This window comes from Brevundimonas sp. 357 (genome assembly GCF_003938605.1).
Lineage (GTDB): Bacteria > Pseudomonadota > Alphaproteobacteria > Caulobacterales > Caulobacteraceae > Brevundimonas.
This window is the reverse complement of record NZ_RHWX01000004.1, coordinates 181,842-205,502: the sequence shown is the minus strand read 5'-3', so window position 1 is coordinate 205,502 and position 23,661 is coordinate 181,842. Positions and strand designations below refer to the sequence as shown.

At 66.4% G+C, this 23,661-nt stretch carries 20 protein-coding genes; 6 read left to right on the top strand and 14 right to left on the bottom strand.

What is annotated here, in order from left to right; all coding sequences use genetic code 11:
- Positions 1 to 8: 8 nt before the first annotated feature.
- Positions 9 to 473: a hypothetical protein gene (locus EGK63_RS05495; RefSeq protein ID WP_243637585.1), complete on the bottom strand. Its 465-nt coding sequence runs from the start codon at positions 471 to 473 to the stop codon at positions 9 to 11.
- Positions 470 to 1,330 carry a M15 family metallopeptidase gene (locus EGK63_RS05490; RefSeq protein WP_125900292.1) on the bottom strand — a complete coding sequence of 287 codons (861 nt, stop codon included), beginning with the start codon at positions 1,328 to 1,330 and terminating at the stop codon, positions 470 to 472. The genes EGK63_RS05495 and EGK63_RS05490 overlap by 4 nt, the downstream gene beginning before the upstream one ends.
- Positions 1,331 to 1,451: 121 nt before the next feature.
- Here EGK63_RS05490 and EGK63_RS05485 point away from each other — a divergent pair, with 121 nt between their 5' ends.
- From EGK63_RS05485 to EGK63_RS05475, 3 genes are read left to right on the top strand one after another with little or no spacing between them, the layout of a single operon-like run.
- Positions 1,452 to 2,837 (top strand): MFS transporter, encoded by a 1,386-nt coding sequence (locus tag EGK63_RS05485; protein WP_125900291.1) that lies wholly within the window; start codon positions 1,452 to 1,454, stop codon positions 2,835 to 2,837.
- Positions 2,838 to 3,626: a nucleoside triphosphate pyrophosphohydrolase gene (gene mazG, locus EGK63_RS05480; RefSeq protein WP_125900290.1), complete on the top strand. Its 789-nt coding sequence runs from the start codon at positions 2,838 to 2,840 to the stop codon at positions 3,624 to 3,626.
- Positions 3,623 to 4,297 carry an HAD family phosphatase gene (locus tag EGK63_RS05475; RefSeq protein WP_125900289.1) on the top strand — a complete coding sequence of 225 codons (675 nt, stop codon included), beginning with the start codon at positions 3,623 to 3,625 and terminating at the stop codon, positions 4,295 to 4,297. Before mazG ends, EGK63_RS05475 begins: the two co-directional genes overlap by 4 nt.
- On the opposite strand, the gene EGK63_RS05470 is transcribed toward EGK63_RS05475, so the two are convergent.
- The 7 genes from EGK63_RS05470 to dusB form a co-directional block, all read right to left on the bottom strand.
- Complete coding sequence (locus tag EGK63_RS05470) at positions 4,294 to 5,922, bottom strand: Na+/H+ antiporter (RefSeq protein WP_125900288.1); 1,629 nt, start codon at positions 5,920 to 5,922, stop codon at positions 4,294 to 4,296. The two genes, EGK63_RS05475 and EGK63_RS05470, sit on opposite strands and share 4 nt — an antisense overlap.
- Before the next feature lie 7 nt (positions 5,923 to 5,929).
- Positions 5,930 to 7,243, bottom strand: a complete 1,314-nt coding sequence (gene hflX, locus EGK63_RS05465; protein ID WP_125900287.1) for a GTPase HflX — start codon at positions 7,241 to 7,243, stop codon at positions 5,930 to 5,932.
- Complete coding sequence (hfq, locus tag EGK63_RS05460) at positions 7,244 to 7,489, bottom strand: RNA chaperone Hfq (protein ID WP_003164861.1); 246 nt, start codon at positions 7,487 to 7,489, stop codon at positions 7,244 to 7,246.
- Positions 7,490 to 7,598: 109 nt separating this feature from the next.
- The gene (locus EGK63_RS05455; RefSeq protein WP_125900286.1) at positions 7,599 to 8,459 is read right to left on the bottom strand and encodes a D-amino-acid transaminase; all 861 of its coding nucleotides are present in this window, start codon (positions 8,457 to 8,459) and stop codon (positions 7,599 to 7,601) included.
- Positions 8,459 to 9,865 (bottom strand): sigma-54 dependent transcriptional regulator, encoded by a 1,407-nt coding sequence (locus tag EGK63_RS05450; RefSeq protein WP_125900285.1) that lies wholly within the window; start codon positions 9,863 to 9,865, stop codon positions 8,459 to 8,461. The genes EGK63_RS05455 and EGK63_RS05450 overlap by 1 nt, the downstream gene beginning before the upstream one ends.
- A gap of 10 nt (positions 9,866 to 9,875) precedes the next feature.
- Positions 9,876 to 12,125 carry a PAS domain-containing sensor histidine kinase gene (locus EGK63_RS05445; RefSeq protein ID WP_125900284.1) on the bottom strand — a complete coding sequence of 750 codons (2,250 nt, stop codon included), beginning with the start codon at positions 12,123 to 12,125 and terminating at the stop codon, positions 9,876 to 9,878.
- Positions 12,125 to 13,174 (bottom strand): tRNA dihydrouridine synthase DusB, encoded by a 1,050-nt coding sequence (gene dusB / locus EGK63_RS05440; protein WP_125900283.1) that lies wholly within the window; start codon positions 13,172 to 13,174, stop codon positions 12,125 to 12,127. Before dusB ends, EGK63_RS05445 begins: the two co-directional genes overlap by 1 nt.
- 66 nt (positions 13,175 to 13,240) lie before the next feature.
- Between dusB and EGK63_RS05435 the strand changes: the two genes are divergently transcribed.
- Positions 13,241 to 14,383: a bifunctional 2-C-methyl-D-erythritol 4-phosphate cytidylyltransferase/2-C-methyl-D-erythritol 2,4-cyclodiphosphate synthase gene (locus EGK63_RS05435; protein WP_125900282.1), complete on the top strand. Its 1,143-nt coding sequence runs from the start codon at positions 13,241 to 13,243 to the stop codon at positions 14,381 to 14,383.
- Positions 14,384 to 14,390: 7 nt separating this feature from the next.
- Here EGK63_RS05435 and EGK63_RS05430 read toward each other — a convergent pair whose 3' ends face one another.
- Positions 14,391 to 15,698, bottom strand: a complete 1,308-nt coding sequence (locus EGK63_RS05430; protein WP_165906541.1) for a diguanylate cyclase domain-containing protein — start codon at positions 15,696 to 15,698, stop codon at positions 14,391 to 14,393.
- A gap of 180 nt (positions 15,699 to 15,878) precedes the next feature.
- Here EGK63_RS05430 and EGK63_RS05425 point away from each other — a divergent pair, with 180 nt between their 5' ends.
- Positions 15,879 to 16,808 carry a YihY/virulence factor BrkB family protein gene (locus EGK63_RS05425; protein WP_243637584.1) on the top strand — a complete coding sequence of 310 codons (930 nt, stop codon included), beginning with the start codon at positions 15,879 to 15,881 and terminating at the stop codon, positions 16,806 to 16,808.
- Here the strand turns inward: EGK63_RS05425 and EGK63_RS05420 are convergent.
- Both EGK63_RS05420 and EGK63_RS05415 read right to left on the bottom strand, forming a co-directional pair.
- Positions 16,774 to 17,013 (bottom strand): sulfurtransferase TusA family protein, encoded by a 240-nt coding sequence (locus EGK63_RS05420; protein ID WP_125900280.1) that lies wholly within the window; start codon positions 17,011 to 17,013, stop codon positions 16,774 to 16,776. The genes EGK63_RS05425 and EGK63_RS05420 overlap by 35 nt on opposite strands.
- On the bottom strand, positions 17,010 to 17,504 hold the full coding sequence (locus EGK63_RS05415; protein ID WP_207896341.1) for a CinA family protein: 495 nt from the start codon (positions 17,502 to 17,504) through the stop codon (positions 17,010 to 17,012). Before EGK63_RS05415 ends, EGK63_RS05420 begins: the two co-directional genes overlap by 4 nt.
- Before the next feature lie 74 nt (positions 17,505 to 17,578).
- Here EGK63_RS05415 and EGK63_RS05410 point away from each other — a divergent pair, with 74 nt between their 5' ends.
- Positions 17,579 to 19,855: a fused MFS/spermidine synthase gene (locus EGK63_RS05410; protein WP_125900279.1), complete on the top strand. Its 2,277-nt coding sequence runs from the start codon at positions 17,579 to 17,581 to the stop codon at positions 19,853 to 19,855.
- On the opposite strand, the gene mfd is transcribed toward EGK63_RS05410, so the two are convergent.
- Both mfd and EGK63_RS05400 read right to left on the bottom strand, forming a co-directional pair.
- Complete coding sequence (gene mfd, locus EGK63_RS05405) at positions 19,852 to 23,301, bottom strand: transcription-repair coupling factor (RefSeq protein WP_125900278.1); 3,450 nt, start codon at positions 23,299 to 23,301, stop codon at positions 19,852 to 19,854. The genes EGK63_RS05410 and mfd overlap by 4 nt on opposite strands.
- A complete protein-coding gene (locus tag EGK63_RS05400) occupies positions 23,301 to 23,630 on the bottom strand; it encodes a succinate dehydrogenase assembly factor 2 (protein WP_125900277.1) in 330 nt (109 codons plus the stop codon). The genes mfd and EGK63_RS05400 overlap by 1 nt, the downstream gene beginning before the upstream one ends.
- Positions 23,631 to 23,661: the final 31 nt, after the last annotated feature.

The window sequence follows — 23,661 nt, the reverse complement described above, 5'->3', positions numbered from 1 at the left end:
CCCTCCTCTCAAAAATCCGACAACCCGATGGGACAAACCCGCGCGTAGAAGGCGGGATCAGCTGGAACCCGCGCGCCCCTCGACTGCAAAAAGCGGTGCTCGACCACCATGGCCTGCTGCTCGATGTTCAAGCCGATCCACTCGCAGCGCTCATCCACCGGATAGGCGTAGGCGCCCGGTCCGTCGCCCGCCTTCAGCTTTCCGGTCAGCAGGTTGACGCCGTTCTGGGCCTGCCAGACGTGAACCAGCTCATGGATGAAGACGGCCTGTGTCCGCAGCGCCGCCTGCGACAAATCCGGCGCCAGGCTCGCCTTGGGCCAGACGATCCAGTCGCGCCCAAACCAGCGCCCCGGCACGAAGGCGCGGTCGAACGGCCAGGGCGAGCCCAGAAAGCGGATGTCGTCCAGCCGCAGGTCGCGCCCGAACACCTCGCGCGCCAGCGCCGCCTCGCCATGCGCCAGCGGTCGGATCATCGACCAACCCATTCCCAGTGCCAGGGCTCATAGACGTAGGGTACGAAGCCGAACCGCCCGGCGTTCTTGACCAGCCAACGATAGGTCGGGGTCTGGCTCATATGGCGACGGCTGTGAACGTCGGTGGAATCGACCCCCATGCCCTGCAGGTGGCCGACATACAGATCGACCGCCGTCCCCGTCCGGTGCGGTGAACAGACGGCGCGACGCAGGCCGTCACAGTTGCCGTCGCGCGCGCATCGCGCCGCGTCAGCCGCGGGGTCGCGGAAGGATGAGAAGACACGCAGCAGTTCCGGCTCAGCGGCGATCTCAGGAACTTCGGCGCGGGCAGCCGCCGCCATCGCACGATAGGCCTCGAGCACGTCGCGGCGCAGCAGGCGCGTCAGGCGTTCAGCGTGTTCCTCGCCCGTCGTCAGATAGGCCAGGTCGCCGACGGGCGGCGGATCGGGGCACTCTCCCCTCACCCGCGCCATGACGAACGGCCTCCGCTCCTGCCACAGGCCGCGCAGCACCTGGAAGGTCGCCTGATCGAACCGCCCGCTGGCCGTCAGCCCATACCGTCCCTGAAACGCCGCCAGGGCCTCTGCGAAACCCGCCGACGTCGGATCGCAGGGCGAGCCCACCTCTTGCTGCATCAGCGGCACATAGGCTTCCCAACCCAGTTCCGAAGGCCCAAACGGCGTCCACTCCAAGGCGTAGAGCGATATGGCGTTTGCCTCGGCCGTGTCGTCCCATGCGCCCGGCGCGCGGTCGCAGATCTGGGCCGTCGGAACCGGCTCCGGCGCCTCAGCGCGCGCCTGCCCGGCTAGGGCGACGGCGGTCAGGGCGGCGAAGAGAGAGACGGACGCTTTCCACATGATCGCAGCAGGCCTCAGGATGAGAGTCGCCGCAACCCCTTCCGCCGGTCTTCGCGCCTGCGTCGAAAACCTGCATGGTGACGGTTGCGGCCGACTCGCGCCGCGATCGGGCCGTGACCGCATGACCGCAACCGCCGCGCCTTCATCCGCCATCGCTGCGCCCGACGCGCCGCGCCGGTCCAACGCCATCCTGGCCGCCTTCTCAGGCCCATGCCTGCCGTTGGCGGCCTTCGGCGTGGCGCTGCCCGTCACCTTGCCGGAGTTCTACGCCACCCATGTCGGCATCGAGATGGGCATGGTCGCCGCCGTCTTCATGGCCGTGCGGCTGATCGACATCCTGTTCGATCCCTTCATCGGCTGGGGCATGGACAAGACGCGCACGCGCCTGGGCCGCTATCGCCCGTGGATGGCCGTGGCGACGCCGATCCTGATGCTGGCGGCGCTGATGATGTTCGTGACGGTCCAGCCGGGCGCCGGGCCGGTCTATCTGTTCGCCTGGCTGCTGGTCCTCTACCTCGGCTTCTCCATGGGGACGTTGGGCCAACTGGGTTGGGCCGCCGTCCTGGCGCCGCAGTATGACCAGCGCAGCCGGGTCTACGGCTGGTGGCAGGTGTTCAACATCATCGGCGTGATCCTGATCCTGATCCTGCCGACCATCGTGGTGAAGACGGGTATCGGCGACTACGCCGACGGCGTGCGGATCATGGGCTGGGCCATCATCATCGCCCTGCCGCTGACCATCGGCCTGGCCATGGTCGCCGTGCCTGAACCCGTCAACGCCGGCGCCGCGCCGCACGGCGGGCCAAGCGCCTATCTGGCCCTGTTCAAGATGAAGACGGTGCGCAAGCTGCTGATCGCCGACCTGCTGCTGGGTATCGCGCCGGGCATCACGGGATCGCTGCTGTTCTTCTTCTTCGGCCAGATCAAGGGCTACGACCACACCCAGGCGTCGCTGTTCATGCTGATCTATTTCATGGCGGGCCTAGTCGGGGCGCCGATCTGGGCCTGGCTGGCGACCAAGATCGGCAAGGATCGCGCCCTGGCCGCGGCCAGCCTGATCTTCGCCGTCTTCTACGTCGGCGCGACCCTGGTTCCCGGCGGCAACTTCGCCCTGACCGCGGTCGCCATGTTCATCGCCGGCCTGCCGTATGCGGCGGGCCTGTTCCTGCTGCGCGCCATGATGGCGGACGCGGGCGATGAGGTGCGGCTGGAGACAGGCGTGGACCGCACCGGCCTGATGTTCTCCATCCTGTCGGCCACGACCAAGATGGGTCACGTCTTCGCTCTGATCCCCTACGCCATCCTGCCTTTGGTCGGGTTCAAGGCCCTGCCCGGGCCGGAGGGGAACAGCGAGTTCTCGCTCCTGATCCTGCAGATCCTGTTCATCGCCGTGCCGGGCCTGCTATTGGCGGCCACCGCCTGGGTGCTGAAAGGCTATCCCCTGACGCCGCAGCGGCATGACGAAATTCGCGCCGCCCTGGCGCAAAGAGACGCCGGACACGCCTGAATGACTCATCCCGTCGACCGCCTGAAGGACATCATGGTTCGCCTGCGCGATCCGAACGGCGGCTGTCCCTGGGACGTGGAGCAGACCTTCCAGACCATCGCTCCCTATACGATCGAGGAAGCCTATGAGGTCGCCGACGCCATCGAGCGCGGCGACATGGACGAGCTGAGGGTCGAGCTGGGCGACCTGCTTTTTCAGGTCGTCTTCCACTCGCGCATGGCTGAGGAGGCCGGGCATTTCCGCCTGGAAGACGTGGCCGAGGCCATGGCCGACAAGCTGGTTCGCCGCCACCCGCACGTTTTCAGCGACGAGGCCGCCAAGGCCAGCGGTCCCGCCCAGAAGGCGCGCTGGGAAGACATCAAGGCCGCCGAGCGCAAGGCCAAGGAACAGCATGGCGTGCTGGACGACGTCCCGGTCGGCCTCCCCGCCCTGACCCGCGCGGCCAAGCTGACCAAGCGCGCGGGCCGCGTCGGCTTCGACTGGCCCTCGACCGACGAGGTCTTCGACAAGCTGGCCGAAGAGGTCGAGGAACTGCGCGTCGAGATCGCCGCCGGCGACAAGGACAAGGCCCGCGAGGAGTTGGGCGACCTGCTGTTCGTCGTCGCCAACCTGGCCCGCAAGCTGGAGGTCGAGCCGGAAGACGCCCTGCGCGCCGCCAACGCCAAATTCGTTCGTCGTTTCGAGTTCATCGAGGCCGAACTGAAGAAAGACGGCCGCACGCCGGAACAGTCCGACCTGCCCGAGATGGACGCCCTGTGGGACGCCGCCAAGGCGACCGAGCGAGCGTGAACCGGGGGCCGTTCGACCTCATCATCTTCGACTACGACGGGGTCATCGCCGACAGCGAGCTGTTGAATAATGCGGTGATGGCCGAACTGCTCAGCGAAATCGGCCTGCCGACCACGCTGGACGACGCCCTGGCGATCTATCTGGGCAAGCGCTGGCTGGACTGCGAGCCGATCATTTCGGAACGACTGGGCGCGCCCTGCCCGCCCGGCGTTCAGGCCGAGTGGACCCGTCGCTGTCATGACCGCGCCCGACGCGACCTGACGGCCGTCGCGGGGTTTGACGCCTTCCTGGCCGGACGCAACAAGCGGCGCTGCATCGCCTCGTCCAGCCCGCCCGACTGGATCGAACTGGGCCTACGCCATTTCGGCGCTCATAACGTCTTCGCCGGACCGATCTTCAGCGCCGCGGTCCACGTCAGCCGGGGCAAGCCGCATCCGGACCTGTTCCTGTACGCCGCTGAGACCATGAAGGCCGCGCCGGAACGCACCCTGGTGATCGAGGACAGCCCTACCGGCGTCCTGGCCGGATTCGCAGCGGGCATGACGGTCGTCGGCCTGTGCGCGGGCGGTCATATCCGCGGCGATCATCCTCAGCGTCTGAAACAGGCCGGGGCGCATCAGGTGTTCGAAAGTTACGCCGACCTGGCCGTCTGGATCGCCTCAGCGGCCTAGGCGTAGCGCAATTCCTGCAGGTCGATCTCGCGGATCAGCTTGCGCGCCGTCTCCTCGTCGATCAGCCGCTGCCGGCCCAGACGCACCAGTTCCTCACGCTCCGCCGCTAGGCCGGTCAGGCGCAGGCGGCGCTCGATCTCGTCGGCGCGGCGGGCCTGGACCACGGCGTCGGCCTCCATGCTCGCGCGCATGTCGATGCGGTGGCGATAGACCTCCATCACCCGCGTCGCCGTTTCGGCGTAGAAGTCCGGGTCCAGCTTGCCCTCGGCCATGGCGTGCTGGGCATCTTCGATAGCGCGAATGGCGGCCCAGGCGGCGGCGACGCGGGATCGGTTCTCCTCGGCCTGATGATCGTCCTCGGGCGGAAGCTGCACGCCCTTCAAAAGACGCGGCAGGGCGACCGTCGCCAGCACCAGGGAGACGATGATCACCCCCGCCGCCAAGAAGATCGCCAGATTTCGCGCCGGCATGGCCGAACCGTCGCTCAGATAGAACGGAAGCGTCAGGATGCCCGCCAGGGTGATCGCGCCGCGCACCCCGGCCAGCGACATGACGGCCACCAGCCGCAGACCCACCTTGGGCGGCGCGCTACGGCCCTTGCGACGGAACAGAGTCAGCTTCAGCGACGTCCACACCCAGACAAAGCGCAGAACCGCCAATGCCGCGACGATGGCGAAGACATAGACGGCCAGCCACCAGACCTCACTGTGCTGGGTGGAGCGTATCACTTCGGCTGCGCGGGCCATGATGGACGGCATCTGCTCGCCCAGGATGACGAAGATCAGGCCGTTGGCGACAAACTGCACCGTGTCCCACACCACGGCGCGCCGAATACGGGTCGCGGCCAACGCGGAACCCTGACGCTCGGTGAAGCTCATGGTCACGCCGGCCGCCACCGCCGCCAGAATGCCCGAGGCGTGGATGGCTTCGGCCGCCAGATAGGCTGCGAACGGCATCAGCAGACTGATCAATATCTGGCCGCCGACGTCCTCGCCCCAGCGACGGCTGATGAAGGCCTTCACCAGGCCGATGGACAGGGTGACGGCGATGCCCACCGCCACGCCCGCCAGCGCCAGCCAGGCGAAGGTTCCGAAGGCGCTGCTCAGGGAAAAGGCGCCTGTGGTCGCCGCGATCACCGCGATCCGCATGCAGGTCAGACCCGTCGCGTCGTTCAACAGCGACTCGCCCTCTAAGATGTGCATCAGCCGCTTGGGGATCGGCGCGCGCCCGGCGATGGCCTGCACCGCAATCGGGTCCGTCGGCGATAGGATCGCCGCCAAAGCAAAGGCCACGGCCAGCGGCATGGCCGGGATCATCCAATGGATCAAGAAGCCCAGGCCGACGACGGTGAAGACCACCAGCCCCAGCGCCAACTCCAGGATCACCACCTTGTCCCGAAACAGGGCTTCCTTGGGGATGCGCCAACCGTCCACGAACAACAGCGGCGGCAGGAACAACAGGAAGAAGACATCCGGCCTCAGATCAACCGACTGCCCCGTGATCAGCACCACCCCCGCCCCCAGGGCGATCTGCACCAGCGGCAGGGCGATGCGCGTGATGCGAGCCACCCATCCCGACAGCACAACGGCCAGCAGCAGGAAGAGGATGGTCTCGATCAGATGCATGGCAGGATCAGTCGATCACGTCCGGATACAGCCGTTCAAGCCGACCCAGCGCGGCGGGATGCAACCGGACCGTCAGGTGAACCCGACCCTCATCATCCGTCTCGCGCCCCGTCACCCGGCCGTTGGCGTAGAGCCAGGCCAACAGGTCTCCGCGATGCGGCTCGACCGTCAGGTGCGTCTCCGGATCATCGTCGATCAGGCCCGCGATGATCTCACGCAGGGTCTCGATCCCCTCGCCGGTCCAGGCGGACACGGCCACGGCCTGTCCCTCGCGCGCCAGGCGCTCGGCCTGACCGACCACGGCTTCGCGGGTTTCGGACTCCAGCAGGTCGATCTTGTTCCAGACCTCAAGGATGCGACGCGACTTGCCCTCGGGCGTGGGTATCTGCTCCAGCACCGCCTCGACGTCCTTGGCCTGGGCGGCGCTATCGGGCGAGGCGATGTCGCGCACGTGCAGGATCAGATCGGCCTCGCCGACCTCTTCCAGCGTGGCGCGGAAGCTCTCGACCAGTTCGTGCGGCAGGTCCGAGACGAAACCGACGGTGTCGGCGATGATGGCTGGTCGCCCCTGCGGCAGGCGAATGGTGCGCTGGGTGGTGTCGAGGGTGGCGAACAGCAGATCCTTGGCCATCACCTCGGCTCCGGTCAGCCGGTTGAACAGCGTCGACTTGCCCGCATTGGTGTATCCGACCAGGGCGACCGACGGGAACGGAACCTGTTTGCGCGCCTTGCGGTGCAGGCCGCGCGTGCGGCGCACCTCTTCCAGTTCGGCCTTCAGGCGCACGATGCGGTCGGCGATCATCCGCCGGTCCAGCTCGATCTGGGTTTCGCCGGGGCCGCCGGTGCCGCCGGTTCCGCCGCGCTGGCGCTCCAGGTGGGTCCACGTGCGGACCAGACGGGATCGCTCGTATTCCAAGCGGGCCAGTTCGACCTGCAGCCGCCCCTCGCGAGTGCGTGCGCGGCGGCCGAAGATTTCTAGGATCAAGCCCGTCCGGTCGATGACCTTGATATCCCAGAAGCGCTCCAGGTTGCGCTGCTGCACCGGCGTCAGCTGATCGTCGACGACGACCGCTTCGGCGTCGGCGGCCAGGATCAGCGCTGCAATCTCTTCCAGCTTGCCTCGACCGATCAGGGTGGCGGGCGTAACCGAGCGCAGGCGCACGATCTCCTGCGCCCGCACGTCGAGGTCCAGCGCCTGGGCCAGGCCCACGGCTTCTTCCAGGCGCTCGGTCGCGTGGCGGGCGTTGTCGCCGCGGCGGTCTGGGTGGATGACGACGGCCCGGATCAGCGGGACGGCGTGGTCAATGAGTTTGGAGGTCAATCAGTCTTCTTCGGCGTCGGGCTCGTACAGTTGCACGGGCGCGGACGGCATGATGGTCGAGATGGCGTGCTTGTAGACCAGCTGCGATTGGCCATCGCGACGCAGCAGCACACAGAAGTTGTCGAACCAGGTGACGATGCCCTGAAGCTTGACGCCGTTCACCAGGAAGATGGTCAGCGGGGTCTTCGTCTTGCGGACGCTGTTCAGGAAGGTGTCCTGGAGGTTCTGTCGTTTGTCTTGCGACATGGCAGGTTGATCCTGTTCTTGGTCTTTTCATCAACGGCGGAATGGCCGCGTGGCGAGACGCGGCCCGCGTTCGCGACCTTAGCCACGCCCCCGCCGGTGCGGCAACGCCTTAAATGGCCTCGCGGCGCGCCTGTTCCAGATAAATCTCGCGCAGGCGGGTCGCCACCGGGCCGGGCTTGCCGTCGCCGATGCGGGTTCCGTCCAGCGAAACGATCGGCATGACGAAGGAACTGGCCGCCGTGACGAAGACTTCGCGGGCGCGCTTGGCTTCCTCGACGCTGAAGGCGCGTTCGTCCAGTTCGATCCCTTCGGCCTCGACCAGCTTCAGAATCGCCGCGCGGGTGATGCCGCGCAGGATGTTGGCCTGGGTGTCGCGGGTCCGCAGCTTGCCGTTCTCATCGATGATCCAGGCGTTGGTCGATGAGCCTTCCGTCACCATACCCATTTCATCGAACAATATGGCCTCATAGGCGCCGCGCTCGCGCGCCGCCTGCTTGGCCAGAGCGTTGGGCAGAAGGCCGACCGTCTTGATGTCGCAACGGCCCCAGCGCATGTCGGGGTGGGTGACGCCGGCCGCGCCCCTGGCGGCCAGGGCCTCGCCCTTCCTCAGGTCGATCGACTTGGCGGTGATGATGACGCTGGGCGCCACATCCTGCGGAAAGGCGTGGTCTCGCGGCGCGGTGCCGCGCGTGATCTGGATGTAGACGATGCCGTTCCGCACCCGGTTCCGGCGGATCGTCTCACGCAGCACGATGCCCAGAGAGTCGGCCGACATGGGAATGTCGATCCGCAGTTCCGTCAGACTACGGGCCAATCGGCTCAGGTGACCCTGATAGTCAGCCAGCTTGCCGTCGAATACCGACCAGACCTCGTAGACGCCGTCGGCGAACTGGAACCCGCGATCCTCGATATGGACCACGGCCTGACCGTGCGGCTGATAGATCCCGTTTACATAGGCGACCCTGGACATCAGGCGCCCTCTCCTTCCTCGTCTCCGCCGCGTGCGGGCGACACGCCCAGCGACTTCAGCTTGCGATGCAACGCAGATCTTTCCATGCCGATGAAGGCCGCTGTGCGCGAGATGTTTCCGCCGAACCGCATGATCTGGGCCGACAGATATTCCCGCTCGAACACCTCTCGCGCCTCACGCAACGGCAGGGCGATGATCCGGTCGGAGCCCAGGGAGGTCGGGCTGGCGGACGACGCTACCTCCTGCGGCAGCATGTCCGCCGTGATCGGTTCGTCCGGACCGCCGGTCGCCAGGATCAGCAGGCGTTCGATGTTGTTGCGCAACTGGCGCACATTGCCCGGCCAGGGATGGACCTGAAGCACAGCCAGGGCGTCATCGGCGATACGACGGTGCGGCAGCCCCTGGGACGCCGACAGGCTGTCGATGAAATACTCGACCAGTTCAGCGATATCCTCGCGTCGTTCAGACAGCGGCGGCACGCGAATCGGCACGACGTTCAGACGATGGAACAGATCCTCGCGGAAGCGGCCTTCGCTGATCTCGACGCGCAGATCGCGCGAAGTCGAACTGATGACCCGCACATCGACCTGAACGTCCTGTTCGCCGCCGACCCTGCGGAAGCGCTGTTCGACCAGGACGCGCAGGATGCGGCTCTGGCTTTCGCGCGGCATGTCGGCCACGTCATCCAGGAACAGGGTGCCGTTGTGAGCCTGCTCGAAGACGCCGATCTTGCGCGGTCGGCCGTCGCCGCCTTCTTCGCCGAACAGTTCGACATCCAGACGTTCGGGCGTCATGCCGGCGGCCGAGATGGCGACAAATTCGGCCCTGGCGCGCGGGCTGGCCTCGTGAATCTGACGCGCCGCTAGTTCTTTGCCGGATCCGGGCGGACCCGCGATCAGGATACGGCTGTTTGCAGCCGCCACCTTGGATATGGTGCTGCGCAGCGCCTGCGCCGCCACCGACTTGCCGATCAGGCCGCTGGGCGTCAGCGTCTGGGCGCGTAGGCGGCGGTTCTCCCGCCTCAGAGAAGCGGCTTCCAGCGCGCGCTCGACCACCACCACCAGGCGATCAGACTTGAAAGGCTTTTCGATGAAGTCATAGGCGCCGCGTTTCAGCGCGCTGACCGCCGTCTCGATATTGCCGTGGCCCGAGATCATTACGACGGGAAGATCCGCATCCAGTTCGCGCACCACGTCCAGCAACTCAAGGCCGTCCAGGCCACCGCCCTGCATCCAGATATCGAGGACCGCGAGGGACGGCTTGCGCGCCTTGATCGCAGCCAGGGCCTCGTCCGAGTTGGCGGCCGTTCGGACGGCATGACCTTCATCCTCAAGCAAGCCCGAGACCAGTTCGCGGATATCGGCCTCGTCGTCGACGACCAGAATGTCGGCACCGGTGCTTTTCATGACGCCTCTCTTACTCCGCCGTGCGCGTCGCGCCAGAGGCGCGGGCGACAGCCTTATGATCCTGGCTCAGGGGGAAGGTCAGGCACACGCGCGCGCCTGACAATGTTTCGGCGTCGGCCAGCTTCAGCTCTCCGCCGTGGTCTTCACAGATGCGCTTGACGATGGCCAGGCCCAGGCCAGTCCCCTTCTCGCGCGTCGTCACATAGGGTTCGGTCAGCCGATCCCTGTCCTTGGCCGGCAAGCCGACCCCGTCGTCCTCGATGACGAATGCGGCGACCCCGTTCTCGACGGTCAGTTGGGCGATGATGCCCAGTCCAGGCTTCGTCGTCGCGTCCCGCTCGCGTCGAGCGGCGACCGCCTCGCCCGCGTTCTTCAGGATGTTGGCCAACGCCTGGCGAACCATGCGGCCGTCGGCCTGCATCGTCACGTCCGGCAACGGCTCAATCAGATCGACACCGATGTCGCCGGCCGCCACTCGCTGGGCGAACACCGCCTCACGCAACATCTCGGCCGGGTTTTCATGAGAAAAACGAGGCGCCGGCATACGGGCGAAGGACGAGAATTCATCCACCATCCGGCCGATATCGCCGACTTGGCGGATAATGGTTTCCGTACAGCGATCGAACACTTCCACGTCGTCGCCGACCTGGTCGCGATACCGGCGGCGCAGACGTTCGGCCGACAGCTGGATCGGCGTCAGCGGGTTCTTGATCTCGTGAGCGATGCGTCGCGCCACGTCGCGCCATGCCGCGTTCCGCTGAGCCGTGACCAGCCGTGTGATGTCGTCAAAAGTCAGCACCATCTCGCCACCCTGCCCGCCCTCGATACGAACACGCAAACGCAGAGCCTCGCCGTTGCGGCTGACATCAATATCTTCCTCGATATGAGCCTCGCCCCGCTCGGACAATTCGCCGAGTTCAGGGGCGACCTCGGCCAGACGGCGTCCCTGAACCTGCTCCGGGTCCAGTCCCAACAAGAAACTTGCGCTGTCATTGATGGCCGAGATTCGTCTTGTTCGGTCCAGACCGATCACCCCTGCGCTCACGCCAGACAGAACGGTTTCGATGAACAGGCTTCGTCCCTGCGCCTCGTCCGAGGCCGTCTTCAGCGCCGCCTGCTGGGTCTTGATATCCTGCGTCATGCGGTTGAACGCCTCGGACAATACTATGAGTTCCGCAGGCGCACCCATGTTGTCGACGCGAGCGTCCAGATCACCGCCCGCTACCTGATCGGCCGCCTTCACCAGACGACCGATCGGCGCCGAAATCGAACTGGCCGCCGACATGGCCAGCCAGACCGCCCCGACCAGGACCAGCAGGGCCGTCTCCAGGTAGCTGAGAGCGAAAGCCGCCTGGATGCGGGCGCGGCTTTCCTCCGCAGCGCGATAGGCGGTGATTGATTCCTCGCCGTTACGCATCCGCTGGATCAGGCCCGGCGCCAACGGACGCACGACATAGAGATAAGCGTTTCCGTAATCCGGCAGGGGGTAGAGCGCCCGAACGGTATCCGGATTTTCGGTCACCGTGGTCGGCGCGACCTCGCCGCCTGCGACAGTTTCAAAAGCCTCGCGAGGAGGCGCGACATAGGGGGGCGCTGCGGGCTGCTCGCCGCTGGCCATCACGCGTCCGTTTTCGTCGAGGATATAGAGCGCCGGATAGCCGAAGAAGTCGCCGATCTGGGACAGGGCGCGCGAAAACTGGATGCGGTTGTCGAAGAGCCCCCGCACGCCGCCGAGCTCAGTCGACATGGTCTCCATATCAACCTCCAGCCCGGCGCCGACGTCCGCAACATAGGCGCGGCCGATTTCCGCTCCGTTCTCGACCGCGGAACGGACGTTCGTGCTGAACCACTGATCCACGCCCCGGTTGACCAAAACGCCGAACACCAGGGCGATCAACACGGCCGGCACGACCGAGACCAGCGAAAATAGCGTCACGAACCGCAGATGCAGGCGCGCGCCCGGGTCATAACGGTTACGGAACAGGCGCAGCACCCGCACGCCGATGACAAAGGCCAGCCCGAAAATCAGGATCAGATTGGCCAGCAGTATGAACAGCACCGCCTGACTGGCCGCCGTACGTGCATCTCCGCCTGCCGCGGCGCCGGGGGCGATGGCGACCAGCCAGATCGCCGCCGCCGTGACGCTGAATGCGACGGCGTAGGCCGTTCCGAACAGGGCTCGCGCCCGACCGCCAGCCAACCGCCCCCAGAGCGATGGCTCTGAGCCGTGTTGATCAGCCTGGGCGGCAGGGTCCGACATCAGGCGACAGCTTTGACTACCTGTGGCTCGTTTTCAACATCGAAGTTGCGAGAATGCTTCACATCAAGCCAGAGCGCGGCCAGAGCCTCCTCCACCGCCTCGGGCGTCTCCAGGCGGCACAGACGCGCCTTGGCCGCGCGCCGCTCACCCGGATCAGCCGGCCAAGGCGCCTGTTCGATGTACCAGCCCAAGTGCTTGCGGAACATCTTAAGCCCCAAAGGCAGGCCATAGAAGGCGGTGGACGCCCGCATATGCTCGATGACGATGGCCAGACGCTCCTCGCGGTCCGGCTCGCTGAGTCGCGCGCCGTCCATCAAGGCGCGTTCCAGATGCGCCGCCAACCATGGGCGGCCATAGACGCCTCGACCCAGCATCAGGCCGTCGGCGCCCGAACGCCTCAACGCCTCGCGCGCCTGTTCGGCGGTGATGATGTCGCCGTTGACGATAACCGGGATGGCGACAGCCTGCTTCACCTCGGCCACAGCGTCCCAGTCGGCGACCCCGGTGTAAAACTGCTTGCGAGTGCGTCCGTGCACCGTCACCGCCGCCACGCCCAGCGCCTCGGCCCGGCGCGCCAGATCAGCCGCGTTCAGGCTGTTCTCATCCCAGCCCAGACGCATTTTGACCGTCACCGGCCGGCTGACCGCCTGGACGACCGCTTCCATGATCCGCGCCGCCTGATCCGGCGTCCGCATCAAGGCTGAACCACAGGCCGCGCCGGTCACTTCCTTGGCGGGACAGCCGAAGTTCAGATCGACAATGTCAGCGCCCGCCTTCTCGGCCATGCGCGCGCCCTCGGCCATAGCCTCAGCGTTGCCGCCAACCAACTGGATCACCGTTAGCGGCAACCCTCCGCCTACGGCTGCACGGCGCACCACGTCGGGTCGGGCGCGCGCCAGCTCGGCAGCGGCCACCATCTCTGTCGCCACATAGGCGGCTCCCAGCTTTGACGCCAGCACTCGGAACGGTAGGTCGGTGATCCCGGTCATGGGCGCCATCAGCACCCGCCCGTCGATCTGCACATCCCCAATTTTCAGGCCAGTCTTCATTCGGCTTCCTTAGCACCGAAGGCGCCCCCTCTCGTCAAGCGATACCGGGACGCCTAGAAGGCCGTCATGGGATTCTCAGCGATTGTCGTGGCCGCCGGTTCAGGCTCGCGGGCCGGAGGCGCCAAGCAGTGGCGCGTCGTCGCCGGACGTCCGGTGATCGCCTGGTCCGTCGAGGCGCTCTTGAAGGCCGGCGCTCGGGAGGTCGTGGTAGTGATCGCCGCCGACGCCGAAGCGACGGCGCAAACGGCTCTGGCAGGGCTGTCCGGCTGGCGCGCCGTGCCCGGCGGCGCGACCCGGGCCGCCTCGGTTCGGGCTGGTCTGGCGGCGCTGACGGCGGATGGCGCTGAGCCTGTGATGATCCACGACGCCGCCCGGCCTTTCCTGAGCGCCGACATCATAGAGGCGCTGCTGCAGGGCCTTAAGGACGCTGACGGCGCCCTGCCCGCACTCGCCGTCGCCGACAGCCTGCGCCGCACCGAGGGCGATTTCATTGTCGGCGGCGTCGATCGCGACCGCCTCTGGCGCGCCCAGACGCCTCAGGCCTTCCGCCTGAAGACCATCCGCGACGCCTATGCCGCCTGGCCGAACGATGAGACGGCGACCGACGAAGCCGCCGTCGTCGAGCGCACAGGCGGCCGTGTCCGACGGATCCCCGGCGATCCCCGCCTTCTGAAACTGACCTATCCTGAGGATTTCGCCATGGCCGAGGCGCTCGCCGCCCCCCGCACCGTCGTTCGCATCGGACAGGGCTTCGATGTTCATCGCTGGGGCCCCGGTTCGTCGGTCTGGCTGTGCGGGGTCGAGATTCCGCACGACCAGACCCTGATCGGCCATTCGGACGCCGATGCGGGCCTGCACGCCCTGACTGACGCCATCCTGGGCGCCATCGCTGACGGCGACATCGGCGACCATTTTCCACCCAGCGACCCGCAATGGAAGGGCGCGTCCTCCGATCGGTTTTTGGTATATGCAGCAGAGCGCGTGGCCGCGCGCGACGGACGTATCATCAACGTGGACGTCACACTGATCTGCGAACATCCTAAGGTAAAGCCGCACCGTCTGGCGATGCGCGAACGACTGGCGAAACTACTAAATCTGCCGCTGGACGCCGTCAGCGTGAAGGCCACCACAAGCGAGGGGCTTGGCTTCACCGGCCGAGGTGAAGGCCTGGCGGCCCAGGCCGCCGTCTCGGTCGAACTGCCCTCCTGACGCCCGGTCAGGCGCGCGGCAATCCGGCCGAGGCCCGTTCCAGCAAAGTCAGCGCCGTGTCTTCGGCGGTCAGTTGCGCCACTCCGACGTCCAGTTCGACGACGAAGGGCGAGCGGTCTTTGCCGGCATCAAAGGCCGTACAGGCGATCACGGCCGCGATCCGTTCAGCGGTGATGCGTGCTGAGGGTTCGTCCGTTGCAGGCAAGGCCAGGGCGAAGGTCTCGCTCGACAGGCGCGCAGCGGTATCTTCGACCCGCACCAGACGCGACACCATGGCTCCTACCTGCGGCATGGCCTTCTCCAACCAACCTCCAGGCCTGGCTGCCGCAACAGCCTCGCGATCCGCCACGCGCAGAACGCACACGGAAAGCGTACGCGACCGCATCCTCGCCCCGCCGACCAGACGATTCAGGTGGGAAGCGAAAAGCTCCCGACTGAACAGGCCCGTCGTCTCATCCATCAGATCGCTGCCTCGAACGGCGTCCAGGGCGCGGCGAAGCCCCCGTTGACGGCGATGATTGCGCGCCAGCGCCATGACGCGCGCAGCCGCGTCGCCCTCCGACGTTTCGGGATCGGCCACATCGGCGAATCCTCGACGATACAGATCGCCCAGGTCCGGCCCAGTCTCCTCGTCCCATAGGTAAAGGGTCAACGGAATGTGGTAGAGGCGGGTGTTCCGGCGCATCCCCGCCGCAATCGCCAATGCGGGCGCGTGCGATCGGTCGCCCCACAGAACAGCGCCGTCGAATGCGCGCTCATGCAGATAGTCGAAGGCCGTGTAGGGCGTCGGCGCCGCCACGACCTCGGCTCCAAGCTGCGTCAAGGCGTTGGAAAGAGCCAGAAACCGGCGATCGGCGGCGCCGACGGTCAAGATGTTCAGTCGAACGTTCTCAACGTCGGGCGCAGCCAGCGTGACGCCATGCTGACCAAAAGTGGCCTGACGCAGGACGAACTCCTCATCTGCCACCGCGGCGCGAGTCATCTGCTCCAGTCGCAACGCCGCCTGCGCCGGGTGCGGCGCCTTGGACAACGTCAAATCGCACCCGTTCACGCCGGATCGAGTGGGCTCGCCTACGCCCAGGATCGTCAGATAGCGAGCATCCGCCGAGCGCCGCAGTCGCTCGATCTCCTGAGCGTCGAACTGATCCACATCGACCACTGCGGCATCGATCGACATGTCCGCGAGCACCAACAAGGCCGCATCAAGATCCCGGGCGGTCACGGTCCGCCACCCCAGCCGATCCAGCCCCTCGCACAGGGGATCCAGAGCGTCATCAAGGCTGGCGACGACCAGAACGCGCGGGTTGGAAAGCAAGCAAAATCTCCTGGATTCGGCCGGCCGCCCCCGCCGCCTTGCCCGAACCATCCGGCATGATACCGGGGTCTTTGCGCCCCGCAATGGGCAAGAACGCGTAGCGTGACATGGCGCTCAGGGGTTTTCACCTCGTGCCAAATGGGGTTAATCCCCCCGCTTGTTCGACGACGAGGCTTCGGATTGACCCAGCCCTTACCGCTCGCGGACCTGCCCATGCGTGGGGCGCGCCTGGCGGGCCGCGCTTTCGCTAGGAGTTGGGGCCGGGACGTCATGCTTTATACCGGCGGGGTCTCGTTCTTCGCCCTGCTGGCCCTGTTTCCGGCAATCGCCATCCTGATCGGTTTCTACAAGGCCGTGCTGACGATCGGTCAGGTCAGCGAACAGGCGGCCGCCTTGGCGGACGTCATACCGTCGGCCGCGCGCACCTTGTTCCTGAATGAGATCGACCGCCTGGCCAACGCCTCGGCCCGAACAGTGTCGTTCCAGAGCGCGATCGCCCTGGTCATCGGCGCCTATGCCGCGCATCGAGGTTTCAAGGCGTTGCTGGCGGGTCTGAACCTGATCCATGACGAAACGAACCCGCTTGGCTTCTTCAAGTTCAACATGCTGGCCTTCCTCGTCGCACTGGCCGCCTTCGCCCTTTTCACGGTAGTGTCAGGCGCCGTGGTCACGTCGCGCCTGATGGAGCATGCCTATGCTGATCAGCCCGGCGGCTGGGTGACTCTCCCTCTGGACGGCTTGTGGCCCGCTCTTGGCTTATGGCTGGGGCTGACCATGCTCTATCGATACGCCATGGCGCACGCCAAACGCGTAGCGTGGAAGGCGGCGATCGTCGGCGGTCTGGTCGCCACGATCATGTCCACCTTCTTCTCCTGGCTGTGCACCATCTATGTCGAGCAAATCGTGCATCTGGGCGCGACCTACGGCTCGGTCGGCGCCGTGGTGGTGCTGCTGATCTGGCTGTCGTGGAACGTCAATGCCGTCTTCTACGGCGGCGCCTTCGCTACGGAACTGGAGATCGACTGGGAAAAGCGCGCCGCCCTGCCCTCGCCGGAAATCTATTCCGATACGGTGGTCAGCCTGTCCGAGCGCCGCCGCTCTCGACAGTGATTTCCAGGACGCCGTCTGCTTCTTCGATCTGAATGACCTGTCCGCCCAGTTCCTGCATCAGAAAGGGCACGTCGATCCGCGCCATGGGGTCGGTCGCCAGCAACGTCAGCCGCTCGCCCGCGCGGCGCCCGTCCATCGCCTTGCGCAAGCGCAGACTGGGCACAGGGCATTTGTGACCACGCGCATCGACGACAACAGGCTTCATCGCGATACGACCTCCAGCAACAAGCTCAGGGCGACGCGCACGCTTTCCAACCGAACCTTGTCCCGCCCGGCGGCGCCGAACCGCTTTTCGACATGAATGATGGTTCCATCCGCCGCCGTGGCGGCGAAATGGACCAACCCCACCGGCTTCTCATCTGATCCTCCGCCAGGCCCGGCGATCCCGGTGATCGACACCGCCGCCTGGGCTCGAGAATGCGTTATCGCGCCTTCGGCCATGGCCCGCGCCGTCGGCTCGGACACCGCGCCGAAACGCGCCAGCACGTCCTGAGATACGCCCAGCATCTCTGTCTTGGCCTCATTGCTGTAGGTGACGAAGCCGCGATCAACGACGGCCGATGAGCCCGCAATCGCCGTCAACGCGCCCGCCACCAGGCCGCCGGTGCAACTCTCAGCCGTGGCGATCATCAGGCCGGCCTCGATCGCGCGGCGGATCACACTTTCAGCAGTCGCCTCGATATCCTGCGGCAACATGGGAATTCGCTCCATCATCGAGTCGTCATAGCCTCGCCTCGACCGAATCATCCGCCCGAGGTCGAAAGCAGCGCATGACCGAACACGTCCTGTCTCCGGCCCAAAGCAAGGTCGATGCGATAACACCTGCGGCCTTCGCCGTCGCCATCTTCACTTCGGCCAGCCTGGTCTTCATCGTTCAACCCATGGCGACCAAGCTGGTGCTGCCGTTACTGGGCGGATCGCCATCGGTGTGGAACACCGCCATGGTATTCTTCCAGGCGGCGCTTCTCGCAGGCTATCTCTACGCTCACCTGCTGCAGCGGATACCGTCTGTGCGATTGCAGGCCGTGGTGCATCTGGTCCTGCTGGCGGCGGCGGCTCTCTTCCTGCCGCTCAGCATCACACAGGCCCTGGGCGATCCCGACCCGGCCGCGCCGATCGGCTGGCTGCTGGGCGCTCTGGCCCTATCCGTGGGCGCGCCGTTCGCCATCCTGTCGGCCACGGCGCCCCTGCTTCAGGCCTGGTACGCCCGAGCGCGGGCCGGCCGCCCCGACGGGGCCAATCCCTATGTTCTCTACGCCGCCTCCAACCTCGGCAGCTTTCTGGCCCTGCTGGCCTACCCCGCTCTTTTAGAGCCGCTGGCGTCCCTGTCCGCGCAGACGATCGGCTGGACGGTCGGGTACGGCGCCTTCGCGTTGATGATCGTGGGTCTGGCCATCATCATGCCGCGCGGCCTCGGCGCCGCACGCGTCGCCGCGTCGGCCAAGCGCAGTCCGACGATCCCCTGGTCGCGCAAGATCATCCTGATTCTGCTTGCTGCAGCCCCCTCCAGCCTGATGTTGGGCGTCACGGCGCATGTGTCGACCGATGTGGCCTCAGCGCCCTTCCTGTGGGTCGCGCCCCTGGCCCTATACCTGCTGACCTTCGTCATCGCCTTCCAGGCCAAGCCCTGGATCCCCCTGCCCGTCACCCTCGTTTTACAGGCGACATTCACCATCATGGTCGCCGCACTGGTCGGCATGACGACCGGGCAGTGGCTGATGCTGCTGGGCCTGCATCTGCTCGCCTTCTTCTTCACCACCCTGATGTGCCACCAGCAGCTGGCCGCGCGTCGTCCCGCGCCGGACCGTCTGACCGAGTTCTATCTGTTGATGTCGTTGGGCGGGGTGCTGGGGGGCGCGTTCACCGCCCTGCTGGCGCCGGTCCTGTTCGAGACGGTGCTGGAATACCCATTGGTCATGGTGCTGGTCTGCCTGGCGCGCCCGTGGCTGGGCGACCGCCCGACCAAGCGCGAGGCCTGGCTGATGACAGCGGGTCTAGTGATCGCGGTCTCGGTTCCGCTGCTGTTCGAGATGATGCGCTACAATCCGTCGATGCGGGCCACGTTCAGCGATTTCGGACTGACCGCGACGGCGCAGATCATCCTGGGCGTCGCCGCCATCTGCGCCTTCCTGATCCGCGACCGCGCGCTGATGTTCACCGCCGTCGTCGCCGCCATGACTCTGTCAGCCCACTATATCGGCCGAGGCTACGACTGGAGCCTGTCCGAGCGCAGCTTCTTCGGCGTCATGCGCGTGGCCGTGACGCCGGACCCCAAGATGGGCGGCGACGTTCATGTATTGATGCACGGCACCACCCTGCACGGCGCCCAGGCGCGCAACCCCGACTTCGCCTGCGCCCCGACCATGTACTATGCGCAAACCACGCCGCTGGGGCAGGCGGCCGAACTGATCCAGGCGCGCGGCCCCCGCGCCGTCATCGGCGTGGTGGGTCAGGGCTCGGGCGCCATGGCGGCCTACAAGCGCGCCTCGGACCAGATGACCTTCTTCGAGATCGACCCCATGGTCGACCGCCTGTCGCGCGATCCCAAGTGGTTCACCTTCATCTCAGACTGCGCCGACGGCCCGATCCGCACCGTTCTGGGCGATGCGCGGCTGACGCTGAACAAGGAGGCCGCCGGATCCTATGACCTGCTGATCATCGACGCCTTCTCGTCCGACGCCGTGCCGACTCATTTGCTGACCCGCGAGGCGATCGCGGGTTATCTCAAGCTGCTGAAGCCCAAGGGCGTGGTGGTGTTGCACCTGTCGAACCGCAATCTGGAGATCACCCTGCCCGCCGTCGCAGCAGCCCGGGAACTGGACGCGACCGAATTGCACCAGATCTATATCGAGCACCCGGAAGCCGCCCTGATGGCCGAAGCCTCGACCGAGGCCCTGGCCATTTCGCCGACGCCCGAAGGCCTGGCGGACTTCAAGGCCGACGGCCGCTGGCGCAAGCTGGAGCCGACCGAAGTACGGCCATGGACCGATGACTACGTCAATCTGTTCGGCGCCCTGATCCGCAGCATGCAATCAAGGGCCGGCTAGGCCGCTCCCGCCACCCGCGCCAGATCGGCGGTGATGCGCTCGGCGACCTTCAGTCGATCCTCCGGCGTGGGCCAGTCGCCCTTCACCACGATCTTCTGATCCGGGCGGATCTTCCAGAAGGCGTGGTTCTTCTGGATCAGGCCCACCAACCCCATCGGATTGGGGAAGGTGTTGTTGCGCAGGGTCAGCACCGCGCCCTTGGGCCCGATGTCGATCTTTTCGATCATGGCGGTACGGCAGTTGGCCTTGATCCCGACGATCCGCAGAAGCTGCTGCGCCTCGTCCGGCAGCGGGCCGAACCGGTCGATCAGTTCGGCGGCCATGGCCTCGCGGTCCTCCATCTTCTCGGCGTCGGACAGGCGGCGATACAGGCTCAGTCGAACGTTCAGGTCCGGGACGTAATCCTCTGGAATCAATACGGCCGCGCCGACATTGATCGAAGGCGACCAACCGCGATCGGGCGCCGCTTCGCCCTGTTCGCGCAGTTCGGCGACGGCGTCCTCCAGCATCTGCTGATACAGTTCGACGCCGACCTCGCGGATGTGGCCCGACTGTTCGTCGCCCAGCAGATTGCCGCCGCCGCGCTGGTCCAGATCGTGACTCGCCAACTGGAAGCCGGCGCCCAGATTATCCAGCGACTGCAGCACCTGGAGACGCCGCTCGGCCGACAGGCTCAACGGCTTGGTCGGATCGGTCGTCAGATAGGCGAAGGCCCGCGCCTTGGACCGGCCGATGCGGCCTCTGATCTGGTGCAACTGGGCCAGGCCGAACATGTCGGCGCGATGCACGACCAGCGTGTTGGCCGTTGGAATGTCGATGCCGCTTTCGACGATGGTGGTCGAGACAAGCACGTCATATTCGCCGTCGTAGAAGGCGCTCATGACCGCTTCCAGCTGGGTCGGGCTCATCTGGCCGTGACCGACGACGAACTTCACCTCAGGCACCTGTTCGCGCAGGAACCGCTCGATGTCGGGCAAATCCTTCAGGCGCGGCGCGACGTAATAGGCCTGACCGCCGCGATATTTCTCGCGCAGCAGGGCCTCGCGCACCAGCACGGGATCCCACGGCGTGACATAGGTCCGCACAGCCAGACGATCGACCGGCGGGGTGGCGATGATCGACATCTCGCGGATGCCCGACAGCGCCATCTGCAAGGTGCGCGGAATGGGCGTGGCTGTCAGGGTCAGCAGGTGAACATCGGCCCGCAGGGACTTCAGCTTCTCCTTGTGCTTGACGCCGAAGTGCTGCTCCTCGTCGACGATGACGAGGCCCAGATCCTTGAAGCCGACCTGATCGGCCAGCACGGCGTGGGTGCCCACCACGATCTCGAAACTGCCGTCCTTCAGACCCGCGCGCGTCTCGTTCGCGTCCTTGGCCGTGACCATGCGCGACAGGTGGCGCACCTTGATCGGCCAGCCGGCGAAGCGTTCGCTGAAGGTCTTGAAGTGCTGGCGCGCCAGCAGGGTCGTCGGGCAGACGATAGCGACCTGTTGCCCCGTCATGGCCACGACAAAGGCCGCACGCAGGGCGACCTCGGTCTTGCCGAAGCCGACGTCGCCGCAGATCAGGCGATCCATCGGCGTGCCCTTGCCCAGATCTTCCAGCACGTCGCCGATGGCGTTCAACTGATCGTCCGTCTCCTCATAGGGGAAGCGGGCGCAGAACTCGTCGAACAGGCCGGCGGGCGGCGTGATGGCGTCGGACACCCGCAGCGCCCGCTTGGCGGCCAGGGCGATCAGCCCCTCGGCCATGGCGCGCAGGCGCTCCTTGGCCTTGGCCTTGCGCGCCTGCCAGCCTGCGCCGCCCAGACGGTCGAGTTGAACCCCTTCGGCGTCCGTGCCGTAGCGCGTCAGAAGGTCAATGTTTTCAACCGGCAGGTAGAGCTTGCTCTCACCCGCATACAGGAGTTCGAGGCAGTCGTGCGGCGCTTCCTGAATCTCCAGCGTCCGCAAGCCCTCATAACGGCCGATGCCGTGATCCAGGTGAACCACCAGATCGCCCGCCGTCAGGGCCGACGCTTCCGCCAGGAAGTTCGACGCCCGCCGCTTACGCTTAGGCCGCGCCAAACGGTCGCCCAGAATGTCGGTCTCGGAGATGACGGCCAGGTCGTCGGTGACGAAACCATGCTCGACCGGCAGCACCGAGCGCAAATAGATGCCGTCCGGCGCGCCTCGCACATCGTCCCAGTCCCGCACCGCCACGACGTGCGTCAGGCCGTGATCGCCCAGCATGGCGGCCAGACGTTCGGCCGAGCCTTCGGACCATGAGGCGAACAGGACGCGCTTGCCCTGCCCCTTCAGCGCTTCGGCGTGTTGGGCCACGGCGGCGAACAGATTGACGCTGTCCTGCGACCGCTCGGCGGCGAAGCTGCGGCCCAGACGGCCGCCCGCGTCCTCGCCTGAACCGGCGGCCAGCGGCGACAGGCGGCGCACGGCGCGACCGGCCAGGGCGCTGTTCCAGTCGCTCTCGTCCAGATAGAGCCGCGCGGGCGGCAGGGCGCGATAGGCCGCCCCGCCCTTGCCGCGCGCCGCCTCCTTGCGCGCCTCATAGGCGTCGATGGTCAGGTTCCAGCGCTCGCCGCGCGCCTGCTCCGTCTGGCTGTCGAGGAAGACCGGCGCCGCATCCGGCAGATAGTCGAACAGCGTGTCCAACCGGTCGTAGAACAGCGGCAGCCAGTGCTCGACGCCCTGACGGCGCGCGCCCTCGCTGACGGCGGCGTACATCGGCTCGTCGCCCGGCGCGCCGAACAGGTTCAGATAGCCGCTGCGGAAGCGCGAGATCGAATCTGCATCCATCAGCACTTCGGACACCGGCGACAGCGAAACCGCCTTCAACTGGCGCGTCGAACGCTGTGTCTCGGGGTCGAAGGCGCGGATCGATTCCAGCTCAGACCCGAACATGTCGAGGCGCACCGGCTCGTCGAATCCCGGCGGGAAGACATCGATCACCCCGCCCCGAATGGCGTATTCGCCGCGCTCCGACACGGTGGAAGCGCGTACATAGCCGTTGGCCGCAACGTAGCGCTCGAGGGCGGCCGTATCGAGATCTGCGCCGACCTTGGCCGCGAAACCGGCGCCCGTAACGGCGCTGCGCGGCGGCGTGCGCTGGGAGGCGGCTGCGACCGTGGCGACCACCAGCAGCGGCGTTCGATCCGACGGATCGCGCGTCGCCAACCGGGTCAGAGTCGCCATGCGTTGCGCCGCGACCGATGCGGTAGGGCTCAGCCGGTCATAGGGCAAACAGTCCCACGACGGATATTCAAGAACTTCAACATCCTTGGCGAAGAAGCGGAAGGCCTGGATGAAATTGCCTGTGCGCTGATAATCGCGCGCGATAAACAGAGCCGTCCCGCCCTGGGCCTTGGTTCGCTCGGCGACGATCAGGGCGTCCAACCCCTCCGGCGCGCCGCCCAGTTCTGCATCGGTCCGCGCCAGCGCCGCGCCCATCAACCGATGCCCTTGGCCACTTCGGCCGCAACATGTTCGCGCATGAAGGCGCGGATGCGAGCCAGCATAGGCCCTTCGAACTCGGGCGGCGTCGGTTCGCGCTCAATGATCCAAGCGTAGAGGTACTGGTCCTCTTCATCCAGCAGGCGCTCGAACTCGGTCAGTTCGTCGTCGTCCAGCGTCGGCGCGATCTGATCGGCGAAGGGCCCCAGCACCATGTCCGCCTCGCGGAAGCCCCGGCGCCAGGCGCGGAAGGCGATGCGGCCCAGGCGCGTCTTGCGCTCGTCAGAATTCAGGGCGTCCTCGGGACGTGCGTCGATATCGGCCACGCGGTTTCCTTGCCTGTCCGTTCACTTCGGT

Bases quoted from the DNA above. Each gene is read 5' to 3' on its own strand.
- EGK63_RS05495 (WP_243637585.1), bottom strand. From the start codon at position 473: ATGATCCGACCGCTGGCGCATGGCGAGGCGGCGCTGGCGCGCGAGGTG.
- EGK63_RS05490 (WP_125900292.1), bottom strand. From the start codon at position 1,330: ATGTGGAAAGCGTCCGTCTCTCTCTTCGCCGCCCTGACCGCCGTCGCC.
- EGK63_RS05485 (WP_125900291.1), top strand. From the start codon at position 1,452: ATGACCGCAACCGCCGCGCCTTCATCCGCCATCGCTGCGCCCGACGCG.
- mazG (WP_125900290.1), top strand. From the start codon at position 2,838: ATGACTCATCCCGTCGACCGCCTGAAGGACATCATGGTTCGCCTGCGC.
- EGK63_RS05470 (WP_125900288.1), bottom strand. From the start codon at position 5,922: ATGCATCTGATCGAGACCATCCTCTTCCTGCTGCTGGCCGTTGTGCTG.
- hfq (WP_003164861.1), bottom strand. From the start codon at position 7,489: ATGTCGCAAGACAAACGACAGAACCTCCAGGACACCTTCCTGAACAGC.
- EGK63_RS05455 (WP_125900286.1), bottom strand. From the start codon at position 8,459: ATGTCCAGGGTCGCCTATGTAAACGGGATCTATCAGCCGCACGGTCAG.
- EGK63_RS05450 (WP_125900285.1), bottom strand. From the start codon at position 9,865: ATGAAAAGCACCGGTGCCGACATTCTGGTCGTCGACGACGAGGCCGAT.
- EGK63_RS05445 (WP_125900284.1), bottom strand. From the start codon at position 12,125: ATGTCGGACCCTGCCGCCCAGGCTGATCAACACGGCTCAGAGCCATCG.
- dusB (WP_125900283.1), bottom strand. From the start codon at position 13,174: ATGAAGACTGGCCTGAAAATTGGGGATGTGCAGATCGACGGGCGGGTG.
- EGK63_RS05435 (WP_125900282.1), top strand. From the start codon at position 13,241: ATGGGATTCTCAGCGATTGTCGTGGCCGCCGGTTCAGGCTCGCGGGCC.
- EGK63_RS05420 (WP_125900280.1), bottom strand. From the start codon at position 17,013: ATGAAGCCTGTTGTCGTCGATGCGCGTGGTCACAAATGCCCTGTGCCC.
- EGK63_RS05415 (WP_207896341.1), bottom strand. From the start codon at position 17,504: ATGTTGCCGCAGGATATCGAGGCGACTGCTGAAAGTGTGATCCGCCGC.
- EGK63_RS05410 (WP_125900279.1), top strand. From the start codon at position 17,579: ATGACCGAACACGTCCTGTCTCCGGCCCAAAGCAAGGTCGATGCGATA.
- mfd (WP_125900278.1), bottom strand. From the start codon at position 23,301: ATGGGCGCGGCGCTGGCGCGGACCGATGCAGAACTGGGCGGCGCGCCG.